This window comes from Gimesia benthica (assembly GCF_009720525.1).
GTDB classification, from domain to species: Bacteria; Planctomycetota; Planctomycetia; order Planctomycetales; family Planctomycetaceae; genus Gimesia; species Gimesia benthica.
Genome location: NZ_CP043930.1, coordinates 1,603,877 through 1,624,846, shown reverse-complemented (window position 1 = coordinate 1,624,846; position 20,970 = coordinate 1,603,877). Strand labels below are relative to the sequence as shown.

Genomic DNA, 20,970 nt, shown 5'->3' with positions numbered 1-20,970 from the left:
ATAAAGTGGGCCAGGGATGGACTTTATGAATGATTGTCTGATCAGCGCATCTGCAGATATCAAAGAAGCAATTCGCGCCATCGAGGCTGGCAAGAAGGGGATCGCCGTGGTTGTCGATCCCGCGCAAAAGCTGCAGGGTGTCATTACCGATGGTGATGTGCGTCGTGGATTGCTGGCTGGTCTCCGCCTGCAGGATTCGGTGACCCAGATAATGAACTGCCGGCCGACCAGGGCCGATGTGGCTATGCCCCAGTCATCACTCGTGGAACTGCTCGACTCCAGCGGCCTGGAAGCAATGCCGCTGGTCGATGCCGAGAATCGCGTCGTCAAAGTCGTACTCTCTTCCGAGCTGACCCGTCGGACCGACACCGGACAGGCGACGGGATACAGCTGTGCCCTCATCATGGCAGGAGGAGAAGGGCGGCGACTGTTACCACTCACAGAAAATCTTCCTAAGCCTCTGGTAGAAGTTGGTGGGATGCCATTGATCGAACGGCAGGTGCGTCGTCTGGCAACCGCGGGAGTGGAGCGAATTTATATCGCTGTGAACTACCTTGCCGAAATGATCGAATCGCATCTCGGGGATGGCAGCCGATTCGGAACCGAGATCGTATTTTTACGCGAGCGGGAAAAGCTGGGAACCGCGGGAGCCCTGTCTCTGATTGAAGAGACTCCCGAAGGACCTTTGCTGCTGATGAATGGCGATGTCTTTACATCGATCAATTATCAGTCGCTGCTCGACTTTCATCTGAAACATGAGTCACTGCTCACGGTCGCTGCCATCGATTATCACGTTGAAATCCCTTATGGCGTGATTAAGACAGAAGGACCGTTCGCAGTCCGCCTGGAAGAAAAACCATCACAACAGTTTCTGTGTAATGCGGGGATTTATGCCCTCTCCCCGGAGGCCGTCAGTCAGGTCCCGCGAAATCAGCCCTATAACATGACCGACCTGATCGAGTCGAATCTCAACAGTCAACCGGGGGTCGCCGTGTTTCCGGTCCACGAATACTGGTCGGACATCGGAACTCATGCCGAGCTGGACAAGGCACGTACTGAACTCAAACTGGCCCGCGAAACCCTGGATGGGCTGGACCAGGATGACGAGAGTGCCGTTCATCTGCTGTTGAATCAGCGCCGGGCCGCTTGAACATTACCCAATCGTTTTAAACATCAAAAGAAACAAATCAATGTCAGAGTCGTTATCAGGAAAACAAACGCTGGTCACCGGCGCAGATGGCTTTATTGGAAGCCATCTGGTTGAGCAGCTCGTCCAGGCGGGAGCCCGTGTGCGTGCGCTCGTGTATTACAATTCCTGGAATCAGATAGGCTGGTTGAACGATGTCGCTCCCGAGGTCCTGAAAAATGTGGAAATTATTCAGGGCGATATTCGCGACGCTGAACGGATTCAACTGGCGGTCGCAGACTGTGAATATGTGTTTCACCTCTCGAGCCTGATTGCGATTCCTTACAGCTACGTTGCCGCGCGGTCGTATGTGGATACGAATATCACCGGTGCCTTGAATGTGCTGCAGGCCTGTCGTAATTCAGACAGGCTCACACGACTCGTGCATGTCTCGACTTCCGAGGTCTACGGGACCGCTCAGACCGTTCCCATTGATGAGCAGCATCCCCTGGTGGGACAGTCTCCTTATTCCGCCAGTAAAATTGGTGCGGACAAAATGGCCGAGAGTTTTTATCTCTCCTTCGAACTGCCCGTGGTGACCGCCCGACCTTTTAATACCTTTGGTCCCCGGCAGACTGCCCGCGCTGTGATTCCGACGATCGCCAGCCAGTTGCAGGCCGGTTGCAGTGAATTAAAACTGGGCGCCCTGACACCCACCCGTGATTTCAACTTCGCAACTGATACCGCGGCCGGCATGATCTCGCTGGCCCTCTGTCCGCAGGCAGAAGGAGAGGTTGTGAATATCGGCAGTGGCGAAGAGTGGTCGATTGAAGAGACCGCGCAAATGCTGATGGAAGTCACGGGGAAAGAAGTCCCCATCATCTGTGACGAAGATCGGATTCGCCCCGAAAAAAGTGAAGTCAATCGCCTGCTGGCAGACAACTCTAAAATTCAAAAACTGACCGGCTGGCAATCGCAGGTCTCATTTAAAGACGGTCTGGCCGCGACCGCAGAATGGATCGGACGCAACTTACAATATTTCAATGCGGAACGTTATTCCATTTAAGTAATTCACCTCTTTCAGATAAGAAGACTATGTCACGTTCTGTTTCCATCTCAGCACTGTTTGTCGCCATCGCCATGATTCTCGGGCGGTTGACCGGCCTGCTGCGCGTGCTGGGACTGGCCACGGTTCTGGGGGTTTCCTATGCCAACGACCTGGCCGTGTTAATTATTTCCGTACCAGACTTTTTGAATTCCATGCTGATTGGCGGGGCGATGGCAGCGGTTCTCGTTCCTGAAATTCATCGTCGAAATCAGGCGGACTCCGGTCAGACAGCCAGCCAGTTGATTGTACAGACAATGGTCGTTGTTGCTGCTATTTCTGGAATCCTGGCGTTGATTCTGGCAGCACTGGCTCCCTGGTTTACCCAGGGGCTCGCATCCGGATTTTCGGTAGCGCAGATCAGTCAGGCCAGCCCACTGATTGTGGTCGTCTTGTGGGCCTTCCCGATCTCGGCGGTTACGGCGGTTACCGGCGCAGTTTTGCAGTCTCAACATAAACCACTGGTACCCGCGTATGGCAATCTGTTTTTTAACCTGATCGTCATTCTGGCGATTCTATTCTGGGTCAACGCGGATCAGCTTCAGATCCTGGCCTGGGCGGTGGTGGCCGCGGCCGTGTTCCGCCTGGTGACACAAATGGTTCCCTGTCTGTTCCAGGGCACCCTGCGGGGCGGGTTACAGAATTTACTGAAATTCGAAACGCTCGATCGGCGACTGCTGGTCAAATATTTTCAGGCGCTGACCGCCATCGGTCTGGTGATCGCGTTCCCCGTCGTTTCACGCTCCTTCGCTTCTGCCTACACGGGGGGAATCAGCCTGTTCGAATATGCCCAGAAACTGGTGGAATTACCGCGGGGACTGCTGGGAGCAATTCTGACAATGGTCATTTTCCCACGATTAAGCCATGCTTTTGCTGAAGGGAAGTCAGCCGACGGTTCCCGCATGATCAGCCAGGCCTCGGGTCTGATCCTGCTGATCTCAATTCCAGTGACAGTAGTGATTTACGGCTGCGCTGAACCGATGATCTCTTTTCTGTTTCAGCGTGGTCAGTTTTCCGCATATGATGTCGCACGGACAGCAGAATTATTGCAGATCGCAATTTTAGCGATGCCGGCCCTGATCATGTCTATTTTGACGATGGATGTTTTCTATGCCCGTCACGAAACCATGATTCCTTTCCGGTTCAGCCTGATTTCTCTGGTATGTCTGGTGGTATTTTCGCTGATTTTACGTACTTTTATGGGGATTTCCGGCGTCATGCTCGCGTTTGTGCTGACCAGCTGGTTTCATTTTCTGATGCTGACCGTCGGGCTGTATCTGAAAATGCGGGTTTCTGTCATTGAAGGGGTCAATTTGAAACATTGTGCCGCATTGGTTCTGCTGACATTCTCAGGAATCACCTTTTCCGCTATGATGTTAAGAGTGATTACGGAACCGGTAATGCTGGTTATCTATTCGGGATTCGTGGGATTATTCTGCTTTGGGGCCGTGTTGGTGATCCTGAAGAATCACCTCCCGCGTTTCCACAGGAAGCTGTCTTTATAATGAAGTATCTATATATCACCGATTGCCCTGAGATCGCAAAGTACGTAGATCAGTGCGGGGTGGGTCGTATATTCATTGACCTGGAACTGCTCGGCAAGGTCGATCGACAGGGAGACAGAGATACTGTCATTTCACATCATCGCGTGGAAAATATCTCTCGCGTAAAACAGGTGGTAAATCAGGCGGAAGTTTTGGTCCGGGTCAATCCATTGAATCCCAATTCTGCCGAGGAGATCGAGCAGGTCATCGAGCAGGGCGCCGATGCCCTGATGCTGCCCATGTTCCGCTCGGTAGAAGAAATCGAGTGGTTCTGTGATCGCGTCAATTCACGGGCTCAGGTTGTGCCACTCGTGGAGACCGTTGGTGCGATGGACCAGCTCGATCAGATCGTACAATTGCCGGGAGTCTCTCAGGTACACATCGGTCTGAATGATCTGCACCTCGACCTGGAGCTCAATTTCATGTTTGAGCTGATGTCCAACGGCATGGTGGAAGAAATGGCAGCCATCTGTCGCGAGGCGAATGTTCCCTTTGGAATTGGTGGGATTTCGACCATGGACACCGGCCTGGTTTCCGGCCGCCTGGTATTATCCGAACATGCCCGCCTGGGTTCAGAGTGGGTGATTCTGTCTCGATCGTTTCATCAACTGGCGCACAGCCTGCAGGAACTTCAGGAAAAGATCGACCTGCCTCTGGAACTGGAGAAAGTTGATCAGCATTTTGCAGAGCTGCTCAAGCGGTCTGATTTTGAAATTGAACAGGATAAACAGACACTTTACCATGCGATCAATCAGGTGGCACGCGATGAACTGTCCGAGCGAAACGCCTCCTGAGAGAGACTCACTCGCGTGCTCCGCGAGTTGAAAATGTCACGTGCAGCAAAATGTCGCCCCAGCCGGGGTTTCAAAAAATCTGTGAACCTTCAGGTTCTCTAAAGCAATTCCCATTCAAGCTGAAGGATGATAGCGGCTGATGAATTCCGTATTAGTAACCGGCGGTGCCGGCTTTCTGGGAAGCCACCTCTGTGACCGGCTGATCGAGCAGGGGAAGAATGTTATTTGTGTGGATAATTTCTTCACGGGGAATAAACGGAACATCGCTCATCTGATCGGCCATCCCCGATTTGAAGTGATTCGCCACGATATCGTGCATCCGATCTACCTCGAAGTGAATGAGATTTACAATCTCGCCTGCCCCGCTTCTCCGGTTGCCTATCAGTATAACCCCATCAAAACAATCAAGACCTCAACCGTCGGTATGGTGAACGTGCTCGGTCTGGCAAAACGCTGCCGGGCCAAAGTCCTGCACGCTTCCACGTCTGAAGTCTACGGTGATCCAACAGTCCATCCCCAGGTGGAAGAGTACTGGGGCAATGTGAATCCCCTTGGGCCACGCAGCTGTTATGACGAAGGGAAACGCATCGCGGAATCCCTGTGTGTCAACTACCATCACGCCCACAAGGTTCCGATTCGCCTCGTCCGGATTTTCAATACTTATGGACCGCGGATGGATCCCAATGACGGTCGCGTGATCTCCAACTTTATCAACCAGGCCTTACGGGGCGAACCGATCACAATCTATGGTGACGGTCAGCAGACCCGTTCCTTCTGTTACGTCGATGACCTGATCAGCGGTTTTCTGAAGATGATGGAGCAGGAAGAAACTACCGGCCCGGTGAACCTCGGTAATCCGGTAGAGAACACAATGCTCGAACTGGCCGAAGCGGTCCTGGAGCATGTGGATTCTTCATCCGAACTGATCCATGAACCACTGCCTCAGGATGATCCCAAGCAGCGCTGTCCTGATATCACAAAAGCCAAATCGTTTCTGAAATGGGAACCACAGGTTTCTTTGAAAGAAGGCCTGGGTAAAACCGTCGAATATTATCGGCAACTGATGGATCAGGAATCAGCATGAGTCAGATTCTGGTGACAGGTGCGGCTGGATTCATTGGATTCCATGTCACGTCTCAACTGCTCGAGCAGGGCCATCACGTTACGGGCATTGATAACCTCAACAGTCACTATTCAGTGCAGTTGAAGCAGGACCGTCTCCAGGTCTTACAGAAGTCCGATCAGTTCGAGTTCGCAGAAATTGACCTGGTTGACGTTGCCGCCTTTGATCAACTGTTTGAGCAGCAGCAGTTTGATAAGGTGATTCACCTGGCGGCAGAAGTAGGAGTCCGTAATTCCCTGCTCAAACCGCTGGAGTATGTTCAGAGTAATGTAGTCGGGTTTGTGAATCTGCTCGAGCACTGTCGAAAATGTCAGGTGCAGCACCTGGTCTATGCCTCGTCCAGCTCGGTCTATGGTGCGAATAAAAAGACGCCCTATGCCACGCACGATCCGGTCGACCATCCGGTCAGTCTGTATGCCGCTACCAAGCGGGCTGATGAACTCATCGCTCACAGTTACAGTCATCTGTATGATCTGCCCACAACCGGCCTGCGGTTCTTCACCGTTTACGGACCCTGGGGCCGTCCCGACATGGCAGTGCACATTTTCACGAAAGCCATTCTGGAAGGCACACCGATCAAGGTTTTCAATCACGGGAACCTGAAACGCGATTTCACCTATGTTGATGATATCGTGGCCGGTGTCCTGGGTGTGCTCGAACAGATTCCGGAACGCAGCACTTTTGCAGCGGAGCTCACTCCCGAGGAACGGGACCGGCAGATCGAAGCCCCTTACCGACTGTATAACATTGGTAATCACCAGCCGGTCGACCTGTCGCGACTCATCGAAGTGATTGAGCAGCGTGTAGGGAAACCGGCGATTCGTGAAAATTACCCGATGCAGCCTGGCGATGTTCTGGAGACCTACGCTGATATTTCTGAGCTGCAGCAGGCAACCGGTTTCGCCCCTGCGACTTCCATTGAAGCAGGCATCGATTGCTTCGTGGAATGGTACCTGTCCTACTATGGCACTCCACAGGGATAGCAGTTTACCGGGCGATCAGTGACAGATAGACGCTTCGCGTCAGTCTAGATCTGTTCGATAATCCGTGGAATCAGTCGGGCGAGTTTTGCGCCACCCTCGGCAGCCACAGCCAGAATCTTGCTGATGTCGACCGGCTCCAGGGCATCGGGCAGACACAGGTCTGTTACAACGGACAATCCCAGTACCCGCATCGATGCGTGATTAGCCACGATGCATTCCGGTACGGTTGACATGCCGACACAGTCCGCTCCCATCAACCGCAGCATCCGGTATTCAGCCCGCGTTTCCAGGTTCGGCCCCGCGACAGCGACAAAGACGCCGGTCTGCGTACGGATCTGTAGTTCCAGTGCTGTCTGCTCGGCGAGCTTGATCAATTCCTGATCGTAGGGGGCAGACATGTCCGGAAAGCGAATGCCCAGCCGGTCGTCGTTCACGCCCCGCAGAGGATTGTCACCCATCAGATTGATCTGATCTTCGATGATCATGATGTCAGCCAGCCGGTACTGAGGATTCATTCCGCCGGATGCGTTGGTCACGATCAGTGTGTCCACTCCCAGAGCCTGCATCACGCGCACCGGGAAGGTGACTTCCTTCATCGAGTAGCCTTCATAGAAATGAAAGCGGCCTTCCATCGCCACCAGCGGTTTTCCATCCAGGCTTCCAAACACCAGCTGCCCGGCATGCGATTCAACTGTCGAACGCGGGAAGTGTGGGATTTCCTGGTAAGGAATGGTGACGTCCTGTTCGATCTGTTTGGTGAAGTCGCCCAGGCCGGTCCCCAGAATCAGACCGATGCGTGGTTGTTGATTGATCCGGGTATTGAGAAATTCGATGGCATCGTTGACTTGTTCAACCAATCCCTGCATGTCATGTTCTTTCGGTGAAGGTCTTGAGGAGGCCGATTGAAGCGACGAAACTCGCAGGCTGATAGAAGAGTCAAATGCGTGCCGCTCTCTGGAAGGTAGCAGAGCCAGGCTCGCGGATCAACCACGAGCCTCCCAGCTGATTCAGAAACGACTTAGAACATATCATCGTCATCATCGAAATCATCGTCTTCGAAGTCGTCGTCATCGAAATCATCGTCTTCTTCATCATCGAAGTCGTCGTCTTCCTCTTCTTCATCGTCGTCGTCGAATTCATCATCGTCATCGAAATCATCGTCGTCGATATCTTCGAGGTCATCAAAGCCAATGTTTTCTTCATCATCGTCTAGCGAAAAGAAAACGATGGGGAGCTTATCCGAGAACGTTTCAAGCTCTTCAGGGGATTCGGTATGAAGGGAATCAGCTAATAACACAGTTACATCCTCGTGATTTCGTTGTATGTGCTTTCCAGGTCTCTAAACGATTATTTAACGGTTGGGGGTCCGTTGTGAGTTACCCCCGCAGGGAGCAAGTCAACACACGGAAGTGCTGACCTGGCATCGATTCTACGAAATCTGCCGGCCGCAAATATTCCCTTTATTTTATTTATTTTGCTTTGTCAAGTGCGAAAAAAATGAACTGAAAATATATAGAATTATTTCCGTCTGAGTGGTGGAATCACATGAGGAAAAAATCATCGATTTGCACCTTCAGACTAAAAAAAATGGCCCGGACACTGCCAGTTTCCGGGCGGGGAATCTGTAGTGATAACATGAATAGCGGGAGGAGATGCCCCTCAGTCAGGGGGGCCGGGATTCATTGAATCTTCAAATGAATTTCATACCCGTTTCAACGCATGCTTTCGCCAGGCAAAATCGGTCGGGGGAGGTCTCGAAGAACCCCGTTTCAGCCCGGATTCAGAGCCCCGCCACAGCTCGATCCCGCCCCGGCCGTACAGCCAAAACAGTGCCGCTGAGTCACGATGGGGCGTTCCTGCAGGGATCCATAATCAAAATCACGGATATGTCTCTGTCGGGGCTGTGAGACGGGGAGCGCGAGCATCTGGTTGAAATCGCAGTCGTAGAGATACCCCTCCCAGTCGACCGAGATCAGCGAGCGGCACATGACCCCCGGGACTGTCTCCGGGTTAAATGCCTGTACCAGACGAGACATATACTCTTCCAGTCGCTTCTGCGCAACCAGATCACTTAAATAACGGCTGATGGGCATGTTGGTGATCGTAATCAGGTTCGTAAACTCGATGCCAAACCGCGATCGCAGTTGCTCTCGATAGGCAGATTCGAGCTGTCCCTGATCGGGGGGCAGGGAGTGCCCGACCGGGTTATAGACCAGCGTGAGTTTCAGGGGGGATTCGGGAGCCCCGTAACCCACTTCATTGAGTCGTTTCAGGGCCTGGATCGATTTCTGAAACGCACCATCGCCCCGCTGGGCGTCAGTATTCTCTTCCAGGTAGCAGGGCAGGGAGGCAACAATCTCGACTTCGTGCTCCGCCAGGAATTCCGGCAGATCCCGATAGCCCGGAGCGAGTAGAATGGTCAGATTGCAGCGATCGATGATCTTTTTGCCCATCTCGCGACCACGTCTGACCATCAGCCGAAAATGGGGATTCATCTCCGGGGCGCCTCCCGTCAGATCGAGAGTCTGGAAGCCGGGATGGGCCAGGGCGCGCAGACAGTGCTCGACGTTCTCAATCTGCATAATCTCCCTGCGGTCCGGACCGGCGTCCACATGGCAGTGCTCGCACGTCATGTTGCACAATCGCCCGAGGTTGACCTGCAGCGTTTCCAGTGTCTGGGCCTGCAACAGCGGGAGTTGATGCGATTCAAGCTGCGCATCAAACGTCGGCACCTGGTCCTGAGCAGCGAGAATCTTTAACTGCTCGCGTGGATCAGCCAGTTTGCTCTGTTGTCGCAGCAGTGTGAGTGAAGGCATAAACGTTCCCGATCTTCCGTTGTCGTCTTTGGGTTAAATCGCCTGCGGACAAGTCATCAGGTCAGCAGCAGCCACCGTCCGGGGTACAGCAGGAGTCCAGAATCTGGGTGGTCAGATCAAAGCCCTTGCCCTTGGTTTCCCGGGGATCTCGAATCGCATTCCGACGACAGTCCATCTCGGTCGCCTGTTTAAGTGGAATATCCTGGTACGGTTCCACCGGCAGGAACTGTCCCGCATAAGGGGCCTGCTGCAGCAGGTTGAATGTTTTGTCACAGACCGCGATCCGCTGCCCGCGGAAGTAGAGGTGACCGTCGTCGTCTTCCACTTTTTTGAACGGACCACGATAAATCAAAGCCTGGTTGCGTTCCAGGCAGGGTCCCTGTTTCCCCTTGTAAGCAGAGACGGTGACCGAACGGAACTCAATCCCGTTAACGGTCTGCCAGGGCTGCTCTTCGCGTTTGAGAATTTCCATCCCGTGGAAGCCGGCCGCTTCGAAAGCCGACAGGAACGCATCTTCGCGAAACGCGCCCGAGATACAACCCGACCAGAGCGTCGGATCATCGCGCATCTCCTGGGGCACATCTTCATCGCAGACGATATCGCTGATGACCGCTTTCCCGCCCCGCTTCAATACCCGAAAGACTTCCTGCAGCAACTGCGCCCGGTCCGCTTCCCGCACCAGGTTCAACACGCAGTTGGAGACGACGCAGTCGACGCTCTCGTCCGCGATCAGGGGCGATTCACTGCGCAGTCGCTGTTCCAGGTCACGCAGTTCCAGCCAGCGTGCCTGACTGTCGATGGGGCTGTGGGCCAGTTCCTGGTTGAGCAGGTCGAGATCCAGCTGCAGATCCTGAATCAGACCACAGCGAAATTCCACGTTTGCATATCCCAGTTCTTCAGCGACCGGCTGCTGATACTTTCTCGCCAGCGCCAGCATTTCTGCATTGCAGTCCACGCCGATCACCCGTCCCTCCGGGCCGACAATCTGGGAAGCGATATAACAGATCTTACCGCCCCCCGATCCCAGGTCGAGGACCGTGTCTCCCGGAGAAATGTAGGGTGACGGATCTCCGCAGCCGTAATCTTTTTCGAGAATTTCTTCCGGGATGATCGACAGGTAGGCGGGGTTGTATTGTACCGGACAGCAGAGTGATTGCTCGCGTTCCTGTGCCGCACTGGCATAGCGATTGTAGACCGAGGCCTCTTCGGTTGACTGCTGTCGTGTATTGACTGAGTTCATAGCGTTACGTTTTCCTTTCCGGTTCGCTGAAACAGCGAGAGGAAGTTCCAATCAGGGGGTGTACCTGTTTCTCAGGTTCCTACAGTATAATCGACGGCGGGAAATCGATAAACATTCCCTTTCCCCTCAACAGGCGACTTCTGGATGTTTACAGCATGGACTATGATGACGTTCCAGGCTGTGAAGCACCTCACATTTTCCGATTCCCTCTTCAAAAAAGAGTTCCTTCCACACCATGGATTCTGCAGCAGCGCTCTCCGTCGTGATCCCGATCCTCCAGGGGGATGCATCCTGGATGAAACTGCTGCCCGATTTGAGTGCGTTCCCGGATTCAACCGAGTTTCTGTTCGTCTCAAACGGACCTCCGCCCGCTGACTGGGAGACGCTGCTGCAGACATCCCCGCTGCGGCAGCAATGTCGCTGGCAGCAGACTGCGATCGGCCGGGCAGTGCAGATGAACGAGGGAGCCGTGCTGGCCCAGCAGCATTTTATTTTGTTTCTGCACGCCGATTCACGTCTGCCTGCACACAGCGTTTCCAGACTGTTCGAGTCCCTGCAAACGGACCCAGCGGCACTGCATTATTTTAATCTGCGGTTTGAAGAGCAGAGTTTTTTTCTGATGCACGTCAATCGCTGGGGTGTCTGGCTTCGCTCGCATCTCCTGGGCATGCCCTTTGGAGATCAGGGGCTCTGTCTGGAGAAGGATGCCTTTCATTCGCTGGGCGGATTTGACGAATCAGCGGCTTACGGCGAAGATCATCTGCTGGTCTGGAAAGCCCGTCAGGCGGGACTGCGACTGAAATGCACGGGGGCAGACATTGCCACGAGCGCCCGTAAATATCGGGAGCGGGGCTGGCTCAAGGTCACACTCCAGCACCTCTGGCTCACGGCCTGCCAGGCGACACCCCAATTCTATTTACTGATGAAAGCACGGATTCGAGTATGGTTTCACGGCAAGGCGCAATCGCCGTCTTTGTAAAGACCCCGGGGTATTCCCCGTTAAAAACAAGACTGGCGGCCGACATTGGACAGCAGTCAGCCGAGCAGTTTCATACACGTTCTGCCCCGGCGGTGCAGGCAGTGGTAGCAGCCGTCTCAAAGGAGAGACAGGTCGTTCCCTACTGGGCGGTCGCGGAACCGATGGCTTGCGACGCGCCCCTCTGGAACGATTTTACAACCATCCCGCAGGGAGCAGGGGGACTCGGAGACAGACTGGCCCACGTCAATCAGCAATTACTGGAACAGCACGCGTTCGTGATTTTTCTCGGTGCAGATGCGCCGCAGTTGTCGCGCGAGATCCTGCTGGAAGCAATTGAGATTCTCGACCAGCCTGGAAAACCTCCCCGTTTCGTCCTGGGACCTGCTGCAGATGGGGGCTTCTATCTGTTTGGGACGCGTGTTTGCCTGGACAAACAACTCTGGAACAGTGTGCCTTACAGTGTAAGCGAGACCGCGTCAGTTCTTTGTGAACGGCTGCAATCCTGGGGAGCCGTGCATCAACTGCCCCGGTTGACCGATGTAGATACGATTACAGACCTGCCTGCGCTCATTCAGGAACTTCTGCAGCTGGAAACCCGGTTGCCTGCCCAGCAGCAGCTGCTGGAGTGGCTTCAGGGAGATGATTTTTCCGGGAAGGTCTGAATCTTCGGTTGGCCATCGCCCGGTTCGATGATTTCCACCATCGGAGGTTCATTTTCTGTAGGAACCGCCGGCTTGCCCTGGATCAGCATATACAGCGAACTGACCGCCAGCAGCAAGAGCAGGCATCGCTTAAACAATATCGGATTGATTTTAGGGCCCAGCATCAGGCCCAGTTTGGTTCCCAGAAAGACAAAGGGAACAATCACCGCGGTCGTCACCATCACGGGGAGTGTGGCGAAGCCCATCAGAGCCAGACCGATGGCCCGCGAAATGGAAATCATGATGAAGAACCCGAAGATGAAGCCCTTGTATTGTTCCTGCGTCCAGGGCTGGCGAATCGCATAGATCACGATCGGCGGCCCCGCGATACTCGTCGATCCCGCCAGGAAGCCGCTGCAGAACCCGGCGAATGTGCTCCACACCGAAGAGGCTTTCTGCGGCCCTTCGTCAACATGTACCGGCTTCTGAAAGAAGCCGTCGACGACGATCAGCAGGATCACCAGCCCGGTGCCCCGTACCAGGTAATCCAGATCGATCAGGGTGAACGTCAGCAGCCCCAGGGGGAGTCCCACCAGCGAACCGATGATGGCTCCCGCCAGCAGTTTCAGGTTCGAATGCCTGCGGTAAGCCCAGAACGTCCAGATTACCGGCAGCACAATGCTGTATGCCACGAGCAGATTGGCTTCGCGAAAATTGAGTAACAGAGGCAGCACCGCCATCGCTACGATGGCATAACCGAAGCCGATAATTCCCTGGATCAACGCAGAACAGAAAACAGCAAGGAGGACGAATAACCACAACTGTGGATCAGAAAACATCATTGTTATATACACGTATCAATGAGCCACACCGGCGGCATGTCTCTGTCAGGCAAGAGTGAGCGCAAGGGAGCGAGCGGAACTATTCCATCAGCTCGCTGCCTTTGGTTTCACGGGCAAAGTAGGGCAGAATCGCACCGACGATATACAGCATGCTCAGAATCGTTGCTGTCTGTGCCAGTGAATAGCCCCAGTCCTTCTGCATCCAGCCCCCGATGAACAGGATCGGTGCAGCCAGGATACGACCGGCATTAAAGCAGAAGCCGGTACCGGTGCCCCGCATACGGGTGGGATAAAGTTCGGGGAAGTAAATCGCATAACCGGCGTGCATGCCAAGTGTCAGAAAACCAAACAAGGGCAGAAAGCAGCCGATCACGGTTGCATTATGAAATACCTGGAACAGCAGTAAGGAACTGATCAGCCCCCCCACGTGAAACAGAAAAAATGCCCCCCGGCGTCCGACCCATTCGCAGATCGGTCCGAATGCCAGCAACCCCAGTCCACCGCCGGTGGTGGCCAGGAACATTCCCAGCATCTCCCAGCGTTTGAGGGGGGCCTTGATCGTTTCCAGGTACGCCTTACTTTCATCGGGAGAGACCTCGGCCTGTCCGGGGAACTGTTCGGCCAGGTAGTCCGCCTGAACGGCATTCAAAAATGCATTCTTTCCATAGATGTGGACGCCCCAGAATGTAGCCAGTCCGATCGCTGCCAGTAACACGCCGATGCAGGTTCCCTTAACATACTCGGGCAACATCAGGTCCGTGATGGAGCCCATCTTTTTGCCACCACCTTCGCGGGAAGCCTCCTGGGCCTGTTGCCAGGATTCCGGCTCGTGCATCGAACGACGGATCCAGATGATCAGGAATGAAGGCACGACCCCGAGTGCAAAGCCAATCCGCCAGGGCATGCTTTCCATGCCGGCTTCTTTGGCATAGGCCTGAATACTTTCATTCCCGATGATAAAGGCCCCCGCCAGAATCGCGAGGTAGGTTCCCAGCACACTGGAGGCGTGAAAGATACTCCCCACACGGGCGCGTGCTTTCGGGGGAAAGGTTTCCGCAACGAGGGTACTCGCCACCGCCCACTCGCCCCCCACACCGAGGGCCACCAGAAAGCGGAACCCGGCCAACTGCCACCATTCCTGTGACAACGCCGAGAGACAGGTAAAGAACGAATAGAATAGAATCGTCAGCGACATCGTCTTTTTACGGCCGATGCGGTCGCTCAAAGCGCCAAAGGCAATCCCCCCCAGCGCACCACCGATCAGGAAGGCGCCGAGTGCGATATTGTTATAGAGTGCCTTGCGTCCCGAGATCTCTTTCTCGTGTGCCTCTACTTTCTGGGGATTCTGGAGTTCCTCCTCACTCAGCGGCTCAACCCGGATCAGTGAAGGCATTGCCTCGTTCATGCTGGCGACGAAGATCTGGCCTTCGAACACATCGAAGACCCAGCCCAGCGAGGCAATAATCAACACCAGCCACTGGTAACGGGAAATGCCGTGATACCATTTGTCTTCTTTGAGTTCGTCTTGCATCAGGCTGGTACTCTCAGTTTAAGATTGAAAAACATTGACGGCCGGTTTGCCGCTCAGCACGAGTCGGACGTCTTCGCAGACCGCGTCTACCACCCGCTCCTGGGCTTCCAGGGTAAAGGCGGCGATATGCGGTGTTAAGATCACGTTCTCCAGTTGATTCAGGGCGCTCTGGTGAGGAGGTTCGACTTCCCGCACGTCCAGGGCAGCACCGGCCAGCTTATGTTCCAGCAACGCCTGGGTCAGTCCCCGTTCGTCGACGACTTCTCCCCGCGAGGTGTTGATGAAACAGGCCGTCGGTTTCATTTTGCTGAAATGCTGATAGGTCAGCATCCCGCGCGTGTCCGGTGTCAGCGGGCTGTGACAGGTAATCACATCTGCCTGTGCCAGCAGATCATCCAGCGAAACCAGTTTGCCGTTGAGCTCTTTCAAATGCGGTGCGTCGGCAGCAAGATACGGGTCGGCGGCGATGATGTTCATACCGAAGGCCCGGGCTCGGGTTGCGGTCAGTGTACCGATCCGTCCCATGCCAATCAGGCCCAGTGTTTTGCCATTCAATTCGGTGCCGGTGAATTTAATGCGGTTCCAGCCGCCGGTCAGTGTGTCCTGTCGTGCTTCGGGAATCTTGCGGAGCAGGGCCAGCATCAGTCCCAGCGTCAACTCTGCCACAGAGAGTGAGTTCGCATCGGGCGTGTAACTGACGACGATGCCTTTCTCTTTCGCGTAAGCGGTATCGACGTTGTCCAGACCCGCACCGGCGCGGGCAATGATTTTCAGGTTGGGAGCTGCATCAATCAGTTCCTGGTTGACTTTCGTCTGATTCCTGACAATCAGTGCCTGGGCATCTGCAAGCTTCTGCTTCAGCAGATTGACGTTCTGCCAGAGGTAGGCGTCAAACTCGACATCCAGATCTTTCATCAGATCGTTCATGGATGCCCCTTGAATATTTTCGGTCACCAGCACATTGCTCATGGCTTACTTCCTGCTGCTCTCAGTTCGTGGCGTGGGTATTAGTCAAACATCGAGTAGTCAACGGGCTCGTTGATATCGATTGACTGGTCTGCGGGAGGCAGTGGGTATTTCAATCCGGTCGCACAGTTAAACAGGACTGCACTCTCATCCGGGCTGACACGACCCGATGCCAGTTCCTGTTTGTAGGCGGCATAGGTCGCGGCCCCTTCGGGACACATCAGGAAACCTTCCTTCTGCGAACATTCATCCAGGGCGGCCGAGATTTTGTCATCATCGACGGCAGTCGCAAACCCGTTGCTTTCCCGGACTGCACGCAGAATCAGGAAGTCACCAACGGCGATGGGAACCCGGATTCCTGCAGCGATTGTATGGGCATTCTCCCAGAGTGGGGCGTGTTCTTCACCCGCTTCATAGGCTTTCACCATCGGGGCACAGCCGGATGCCTGGACAGCCACCATGCGAGGCAGTTTACCGGTGAGCCAGCCCATCTCTTTGAGTTCGTTAAAGGCTTTCCACATGCCGATCAAACCGGTACCACCGCCGGTCGGGTAGAAGATGACATCGGGGACTTCCCAACCCATCTGATCGGCCAGTTCCAGGCCCATCGTTTTTTTACCTTCGATGCGGTACGGTTCTTTGAGTGTGGAGAAGTCGAACCAGCCGACTTTCTCTTTCCCTTCACCCACAATTTTTCCGCAGTCGTTGATCAGTCCATTTACCCGCCAGACGTTCGCTCCCTGGGCGGCGATTTCACGGACATTGATTTCTGGAGTATCACCGGGACAGAAGATGTAAGACTTCATGCCGGCCCGGGTACCATAGGCGGCCAGTGCGGCACCTGCATTCCCGTTAGTGGGCATCGCGACTTTGGTGACGCCCAGTTCTTTGGCCATCGAGACTGCCATGCACAGACCGCGGGCTTTGAACGAACCCGTGGGCAGACGACCTTCATCTTTGATCCAGACCTGACCCTGTCCTCCCTGCAGACGTGGTACGGGAATCAGTGGTGTATGAATTTCGCCCAGGCTGACGATGTTTTCCGATTTGCGAACCGGCAGAAATTCGCGATACCGCCAGAGAGTCGCGGGGCGGGCTGCCAGGTCTGCCTTACTGACCGACTGCTTGATGCCGTCCAGATCGTATTTCACCAGCAGGGGCTTGCCCGCTTTGGACAGGCCGTGTAACTGGTCGGCTTCGTAGTGATCATGCTCCATGCCACATTCAAGGTGGGTGACAAACGTGGGAGACTCGGGGAAAGCGTCTTGCATGGGGACGTACCTGCTATTTGAAAGAAGAATCGGTAAGACGATGTATTAGATTTCAAGGCGGGGAATACGCGTATTTATAGTTCTGTTATCCAGCTATCAGTCAAAATGTCAACCCATCGGCACTGTTGAATGTTTTTTTGGCGATCACTTGACAGCACTGGCTAAGCATGAAGTCTGGTACCACTCCGACGTTCCTGCCGAGAGAAACTTTCTGGTACCCAAAAAAAGAACGACCACCCCTAATGAGTGGTCGTTCGTGAACTTCAACAGACACCGGGCAAGCCTTACTCAACGGGACCTTCAACACCACCGGTGTAGTGTTCGCCGTCCGGTTCTTCGCCGTGCAGAACTTCTGCCTTGTAGCCACCCTTCATGTAGAAGTAGATCACCAGAATCAGGTAACCAATGGCCATGACCAGCGGAACCAGGGCCGTGCACTTCAGTGCCATCCGACCTCCGTAGATGCCGGCTTCTTCTACCGGGCCGATATCTTCAGGGGCAAACGCTTCCGCTCCCTGCCACCAGGTATTGAGGTTGGAAATGTATGCATCCGATTTTCCCTCTTTATCAAGCTGTTCTACTTTTTTCTCCAGATCCTGGCCATCATTGTTCAAGACACTGACCTTCGAACCATCGAGACCTTTAATCTTGGGGAGAAACAGGAAGCCGTTCGCTTCCGCAACGGAATAGCGTTCGTAAGTTTGAGGAGCAATTTCCTCGAGCTTTTCAGTCGCATAGTAATCCTGGTTGTAACCGATGCCGGGGCCACCCAACAGACCGGCTGAGAGCATACCGATGCCTCCCATGGCGCCCATGGTGATCGCGCCCCCTTTGGGGAACAGTTCGCCAACCACACCCAGCATGGTCGGCCAGAGGAAGGTTTTACCCAGGCCGTAAACAGTCACGGCGATCCAGACCCAGACGACTCCCTGTGAAGAACCGATCATGTACAGACCGATGGAACCGAAGCAGGCACTCATGAAGAGCAGACCCAGCGGATTGATTTTTTCTACAATCGGACCGGCGAAGAAACGCAGGACGAACATGATCGCTGAAGCGTAGATGAACAGATACAGTCCCTGTCCCGTAACGATGGACTCTGTGATGTTGGCAATCCAGCTGTCCGTACCCAGTTCTACATAACCGACACAGGCATGCAGCAGGAGCAGGAACAACAACAGCGGGCTGGCAAACGTCATCAACATCTGGCCAAAGCTGACACCAGCCGACTTGGCTTCCGATTGCGGAAACTTCTGCTTGATCACGATGAAACCGTAGATCAGGGTCGGCACGAGAAAGACCGCCATTGGAATTTCCCATCGCATTCCGGCAACATTGCCTTTGATGCTCGTGTAGATCGTAGCGATGATCCCGCCGATAATCAGCCCGCCCGGCCAGCCGGCGTGCAGAATGTTGAGGTAGTGCGTTTTCTGTCGAGGATAAAGTGTCGCAACCAGCGGATTGATGACCGCTTCACACAAGCCGTTCGCCACTGCAAACATGAACATCCCGATGTAGAGACACCAGTAGGTCGCATCTTTACCCATGCTGTTGAAGATGGGTGTCGCAGCAAAGGTGACCAGGGCTGACAGCACATGCAGAATGAATGCCAGCAGCAGGATCGGTTTGTAGCCGACATTGTCGGTGATCAGACTGGCCAGCAGAATCACGACACCGAAACCGACGAGGCCGCCTCCGGTAATCGTTCCCAGGTCGAACTTGGTGAATCCGTACTGGGCACCCCAGTCTGCGAGGATCCCGCCGCGGATGGCGAATCCGACGCCGGCGGCGATGAGAGTCATAAAACTCGCAATAAACAGCGGTTTGTTATTGTTCATGGTTGCGACTTCTTTGTTTGATTGAGGGCGAGAATATTAAGTGCAAGGTGTGGTTCAAGTATCAAACGTTTCAAAGCGAAACTGGAAGATGCTGATCAGGAATGGATACTTCGAAAGGTCTTGAGCACACGACGACGACTTAGCACAACCGGCTGCCGGAAAGGCAATGTTTCGAGCGGACGCTGGTTGCAGGTTGATCAGCAACGCCAGATTCTAACCAACCCCGATTGAGATTTCCACAATACGTATGCAGGAATGCGAATGTTTGTCAGATTCCTGACGTATGCAGGAATGCGAATGTTTGTCAGATTCCTGAATCTTAAGTCTCCGTGCGGTCAGGCAGCCTGCGTAAAATCAGCAGGCGTTCCCGCCGTTCCGCTTCAATCTGGTCGGGCAGGTGAATTTTCTGGCCCTCCCGCGTCAGTTCGAGCAGTCGCTGCCAGTGATCGAAGCCCATCCGCTTCCGCGACCAGTGCATCTCCTGCCAGATCTTGAGAAAGCACTGTTTGACCAGATAATCGGGAGTATCGAACAGTTGATCACAGTCCAGCCGCCAGGTCTCCCGGTTCCGATCGAGGGTCGCACGATTTAGAATCTGTGTCACATCTGCCGAAATCACTTCAGTGACTTCTTCCGCCTGTTGCGAGAGCCGTTGTAAGGCCTGCACGACAGCGGGATTGAACTCTGTTTTCAGGTAGGGGAGTAACTGATGACGAATGCGATTACGGGTAAAACGCAGATCTGTGTTCGACGCATCGGTGCGAAATTCCTGGCCGCACTCCTGCAGATATCGCACGACGTCTTCACGACCGAGATCCAGCAAGGGACGTACGAGATAGAGGTTTTCCGCCAGTAAACGAACACGGGGGATGCCTTTCAGGCCGGAGATTCCAGTGCCGCGGATGATGTGATGCAACACGGTTTCCGCCTGATCGTCGCGCGTGTGCGCGACCGCAATCCGCGTGCAGTGTTCTGCGTTCGCAGTCCGGATCAGAAATTCATAGCGGGCGGACCGACTCAGTTCTTCCAGGCCCGTCGAGGGTCCCGTCTGTTGCGGTGCCAGTTCCTGTTTTTCCAATACGAGAGGCAGATTCAATGCCCGGCAGGTCTCGGTCAGCCAGTCTGCGTCCGCGTCGGAATCTGCGCCCCGCAGGCCGTGATTCAGGTGGGCTACGACCAGAGAACCGGGGCGGCAGTCGTGCTCTGTCGCTGAGACCAGTTCCATCAGGGCGCGCAGCAACGCGACGCTGTCTGCACCACCTGAGACCGCAACCAGGGTTCTCTCGGCTTGTGTTGCAGGTGGACTCTTGTCTGGTATATGCGTTTGCTCGGCTGCAATCCGCTGCTCGCAGGCGCGCCAGCCGCGATTCACTGCTGAGACAAACTCATTCATAAGGGCAATCGTTTCTTTCACTGACGGGAGACACGCAGGCAGATCTGACGCATGAGAGCGAGATGGGAAATTGAACCAATATTTCTCGCAATATACTATCGCATCCGGAAATCTCTTGTTACCATGAATTGGGAAATTTGCGAGAAGTTTCCTCTGTCATTCGAGTTACAGACAGATTCATCTCTTCGATTCCAAAAGGAACGAACTTTGGGAATCGGCTGATGTTTCCCGTTTTTTTCTGGATGTTCTGGAGTGAGCTTTTCATAATAGTTTCATTGTATTTTATTTTTAAGTTTCCTTTCGGCATTTCCTGGCTTGATCGGGAGCATTGTCACAGAACTGTTTACGACACGGAAACTGAGCTTCAGCTGCTGTGTCAAAACAATCTCTGTGCAGTACGAGTTTCTAAAGTAGTATCAGGTACAGTTGAATTGGAGAATCAACAATGTTTGGCATTCTCAATGAGACAATCCTTGCAATTTATGTTCTGTTCACAAAAGTGGCGAAACGATTGCCGACGCTGATTCGTTCACGGAAATCCTCTTCCTGGACGGAAGAAAGCTCTTCCCCTGCACATGTTCAGACTCAACTGACGGGGCAGCAGGAGTGGGTGCGTCAAATTCTGTCTTATCTGGGGATCGAATTACGGTCGAAGGTACCCGTCCCGGTGCGCACAGACCGGAGATACTTTCGACGGCGTTAGCAGGCACCTGCACGGGCCATCTGTTTGTTGTTCAAATTCACCAAGTTCCAGACTACTGCTGAGTTAAAGCTGTTA

At 54.1% G+C, this 20,970-nt stretch carries 18 protein-coding genes; 8 read left to right on the top strand and 10 right to left on the bottom strand.

The features are described from left to right. Window positions 1-25: 25 nt before the first annotated feature. From F1728_RS06200 to F1728_RS06175, 6 genes are all read left to right on the top strand, one after another. The gene (locus F1728_RS06200) at window positions 26-1,150 is read left to right on the top strand and encodes a nucleotidyltransferase family protein (RefSeq protein WP_194242703.1); all 1,125 of its coding nucleotides are present in this window, start codon (window positions 26-28) and stop codon (window positions 1,148-1,150) included. A gap of 40 nt (window positions 1,151-1,190) precedes the next feature. Then, window positions 1,191-2,192: an SDR family NAD(P)-dependent oxidoreductase gene (locus tag F1728_RS06195; protein WP_155363367.1), complete on the top strand. Its 1,002-nt coding sequence runs from the start codon at window positions 1,191-1,193 to the stop codon at window positions 2,190-2,192. 29 nt (window positions 2,193-2,221) lie between these two features. After that, window positions 2,222-3,736, top strand: a complete 1,515-nt coding sequence (gene murJ / locus F1728_RS06190; protein WP_194242702.1) for a murein biosynthesis integral membrane protein MurJ — start codon at window positions 2,222-2,224, stop codon at window positions 3,734-3,736. Next, window positions 3,736-4,569 (top strand): aldolase/citrate lyase family protein, encoded by an 834-nt coding sequence (locus tag F1728_RS06185; RefSeq protein WP_155363365.1) that lies wholly within the window; start codon window positions 3,736-3,738, stop codon window positions 4,567-4,569. Before murJ ends, F1728_RS06185 begins: the two co-directional genes overlap by 1 nt. A gap of 139 nt (window positions 4,570-4,708) precedes the next feature. Further along, window positions 4,709-5,653 carry a UDP-glucuronic acid decarboxylase family protein gene (locus F1728_RS06180; protein ID WP_155363364.1) on the top strand — a complete coding sequence of 315 codons (945 nt, stop codon included), beginning with the start codon at window positions 4,709-4,711 and terminating at the stop codon, window positions 5,651-5,653. After that, window positions 5,650-6,675, top strand: coding sequence for an NAD-dependent epimerase/dehydratase family protein (locus F1728_RS06175; RefSeq protein WP_155363363.1), 1,026 nt, complete (start codon window positions 5,650-5,652; stop codon window positions 6,673-6,675). The genes F1728_RS06180 and F1728_RS06175 overlap by 4 nt, the downstream gene beginning before the upstream one ends. A 44-nt stretch (window positions 6,676-6,719) precedes the next feature. Here F1728_RS06175 and F1728_RS06170 read toward each other — a convergent pair whose 3' ends face one another. From F1728_RS06170 to F1728_RS06155, 4 genes are all read right to left on the bottom strand, one after another. Then, a complete protein-coding gene (locus F1728_RS06170; RefSeq protein ID WP_155363362.1) occupies window positions 6,720-7,541 on the bottom strand; it encodes a purine-nucleoside phosphorylase in 822 nt (273 codons plus the stop codon). A 152-nt stretch (window positions 7,542-7,693) separates the two neighbouring features. Continuing rightward, on the bottom strand, window positions 7,694-7,972 hold the full coding sequence (locus F1728_RS06165) for a hypothetical protein (RefSeq protein WP_155363361.1): 279 nt from the start codon (window positions 7,970-7,972) through the stop codon (window positions 7,694-7,696). Window positions 7,973-8,444: 472 nt separating this feature from the next. After that, the gene (gene arsS, locus F1728_RS06160) at window positions 8,445-9,491 is read right to left on the bottom strand and encodes an arsenosugar biosynthesis radical SAM (seleno)protein ArsS (RefSeq protein ID WP_155363360.1); all 1,047 of its coding nucleotides are present in this window, start codon (window positions 9,489-9,491) and stop codon (window positions 8,445-8,447) included. A 61-nt stretch (window positions 9,492-9,552) separates the two neighbouring features. Then, window positions 9,553-10,731: a methyltransferase domain-containing protein gene (locus F1728_RS06155; RefSeq protein ID WP_155363359.1), complete on the bottom strand. Its 1,179-nt coding sequence runs from the start codon at window positions 10,729-10,731 to the stop codon at window positions 9,553-9,555. 235 nt (window positions 10,732-10,966) lie between these two features. On the opposite strand from F1728_RS06155, the gene F1728_RS06150 reads away from it, so the two are divergent. Continuing rightward, window positions 10,967-11,710, top strand: coding sequence for a TIGR04283 family arsenosugar biosynthesis glycosyltransferase (locus F1728_RS06150; protein WP_155363358.1), 744 nt, complete (start codon window positions 10,967-10,969; stop codon window positions 11,708-11,710). Then, window positions 11,674-12,372, top strand: coding sequence for a TIGR04282 family arsenosugar biosynthesis glycosyltransferase (locus F1728_RS06145; RefSeq protein WP_155363357.1), 699 nt, complete (start codon window positions 11,674-11,676; stop codon window positions 12,370-12,372). Before F1728_RS06150 ends, F1728_RS06145 begins: the two co-directional genes overlap by 37 nt. On the opposite strand, the gene F1728_RS06140 is transcribed toward F1728_RS06145, so the two are convergent. The 6 genes from F1728_RS06140 to tilS form a co-directional block, all read right to left on the bottom strand. Further along, window positions 12,342-13,193 (bottom strand): sulfite exporter TauE/SafE family protein, encoded by an 852-nt coding sequence (locus tag F1728_RS06140; RefSeq protein WP_155363356.1) that lies wholly within the window; start codon window positions 13,191-13,193, stop codon window positions 12,342-12,344. The genes F1728_RS06145 and F1728_RS06140 overlap by 31 nt on opposite strands. A gap of 79 nt (window positions 13,194-13,272) precedes the next feature. Next, window positions 13,273-14,724: an MFS transporter gene (locus tag F1728_RS06135; RefSeq protein WP_155363355.1), complete on the bottom strand. Its 1,452-nt coding sequence runs from the start codon at window positions 14,722-14,724 to the stop codon at window positions 13,273-13,275. Window positions 14,725-14,742: 18 nt separating this feature from the next. Next, window positions 14,743-15,693: a hydroxyacid dehydrogenase gene (locus F1728_RS06130; RefSeq protein ID WP_155363354.1), complete on the bottom strand. Its 951-nt coding sequence runs from the start codon at window positions 15,691-15,693 to the stop codon at window positions 14,743-14,745. Window positions 15,694-15,731: 38 nt separating this feature from the next. Continuing rightward, entirely contained in the window at window positions 15,732-16,961 is a 1,230-nt protein-coding gene (locus tag F1728_RS06125) for a threonine synthase (protein WP_145182114.1), read from the bottom strand. A 284-nt stretch (window positions 16,962-17,245) separates the two neighbouring features. Continuing rightward, window positions 17,246-18,799 carry an MFS transporter gene (locus F1728_RS06120; protein ID WP_155363353.1) on the bottom strand — a complete coding sequence of 518 codons (1,554 nt, stop codon included), beginning with the start codon at window positions 18,797-18,799 and terminating at the stop codon, window positions 17,246-17,248. A gap of 319 nt (window positions 18,800-19,118) precedes the next feature. Beyond that, entirely contained in the window at window positions 19,119-20,192 is a 1,074-nt protein-coding gene (tilS, locus tag F1728_RS06115; protein ID WP_155363352.1) for a tRNA lysidine(34) synthetase TilS, read from the bottom strand. Window positions 20,193-20,970 lie beyond the last annotated feature (778 nt).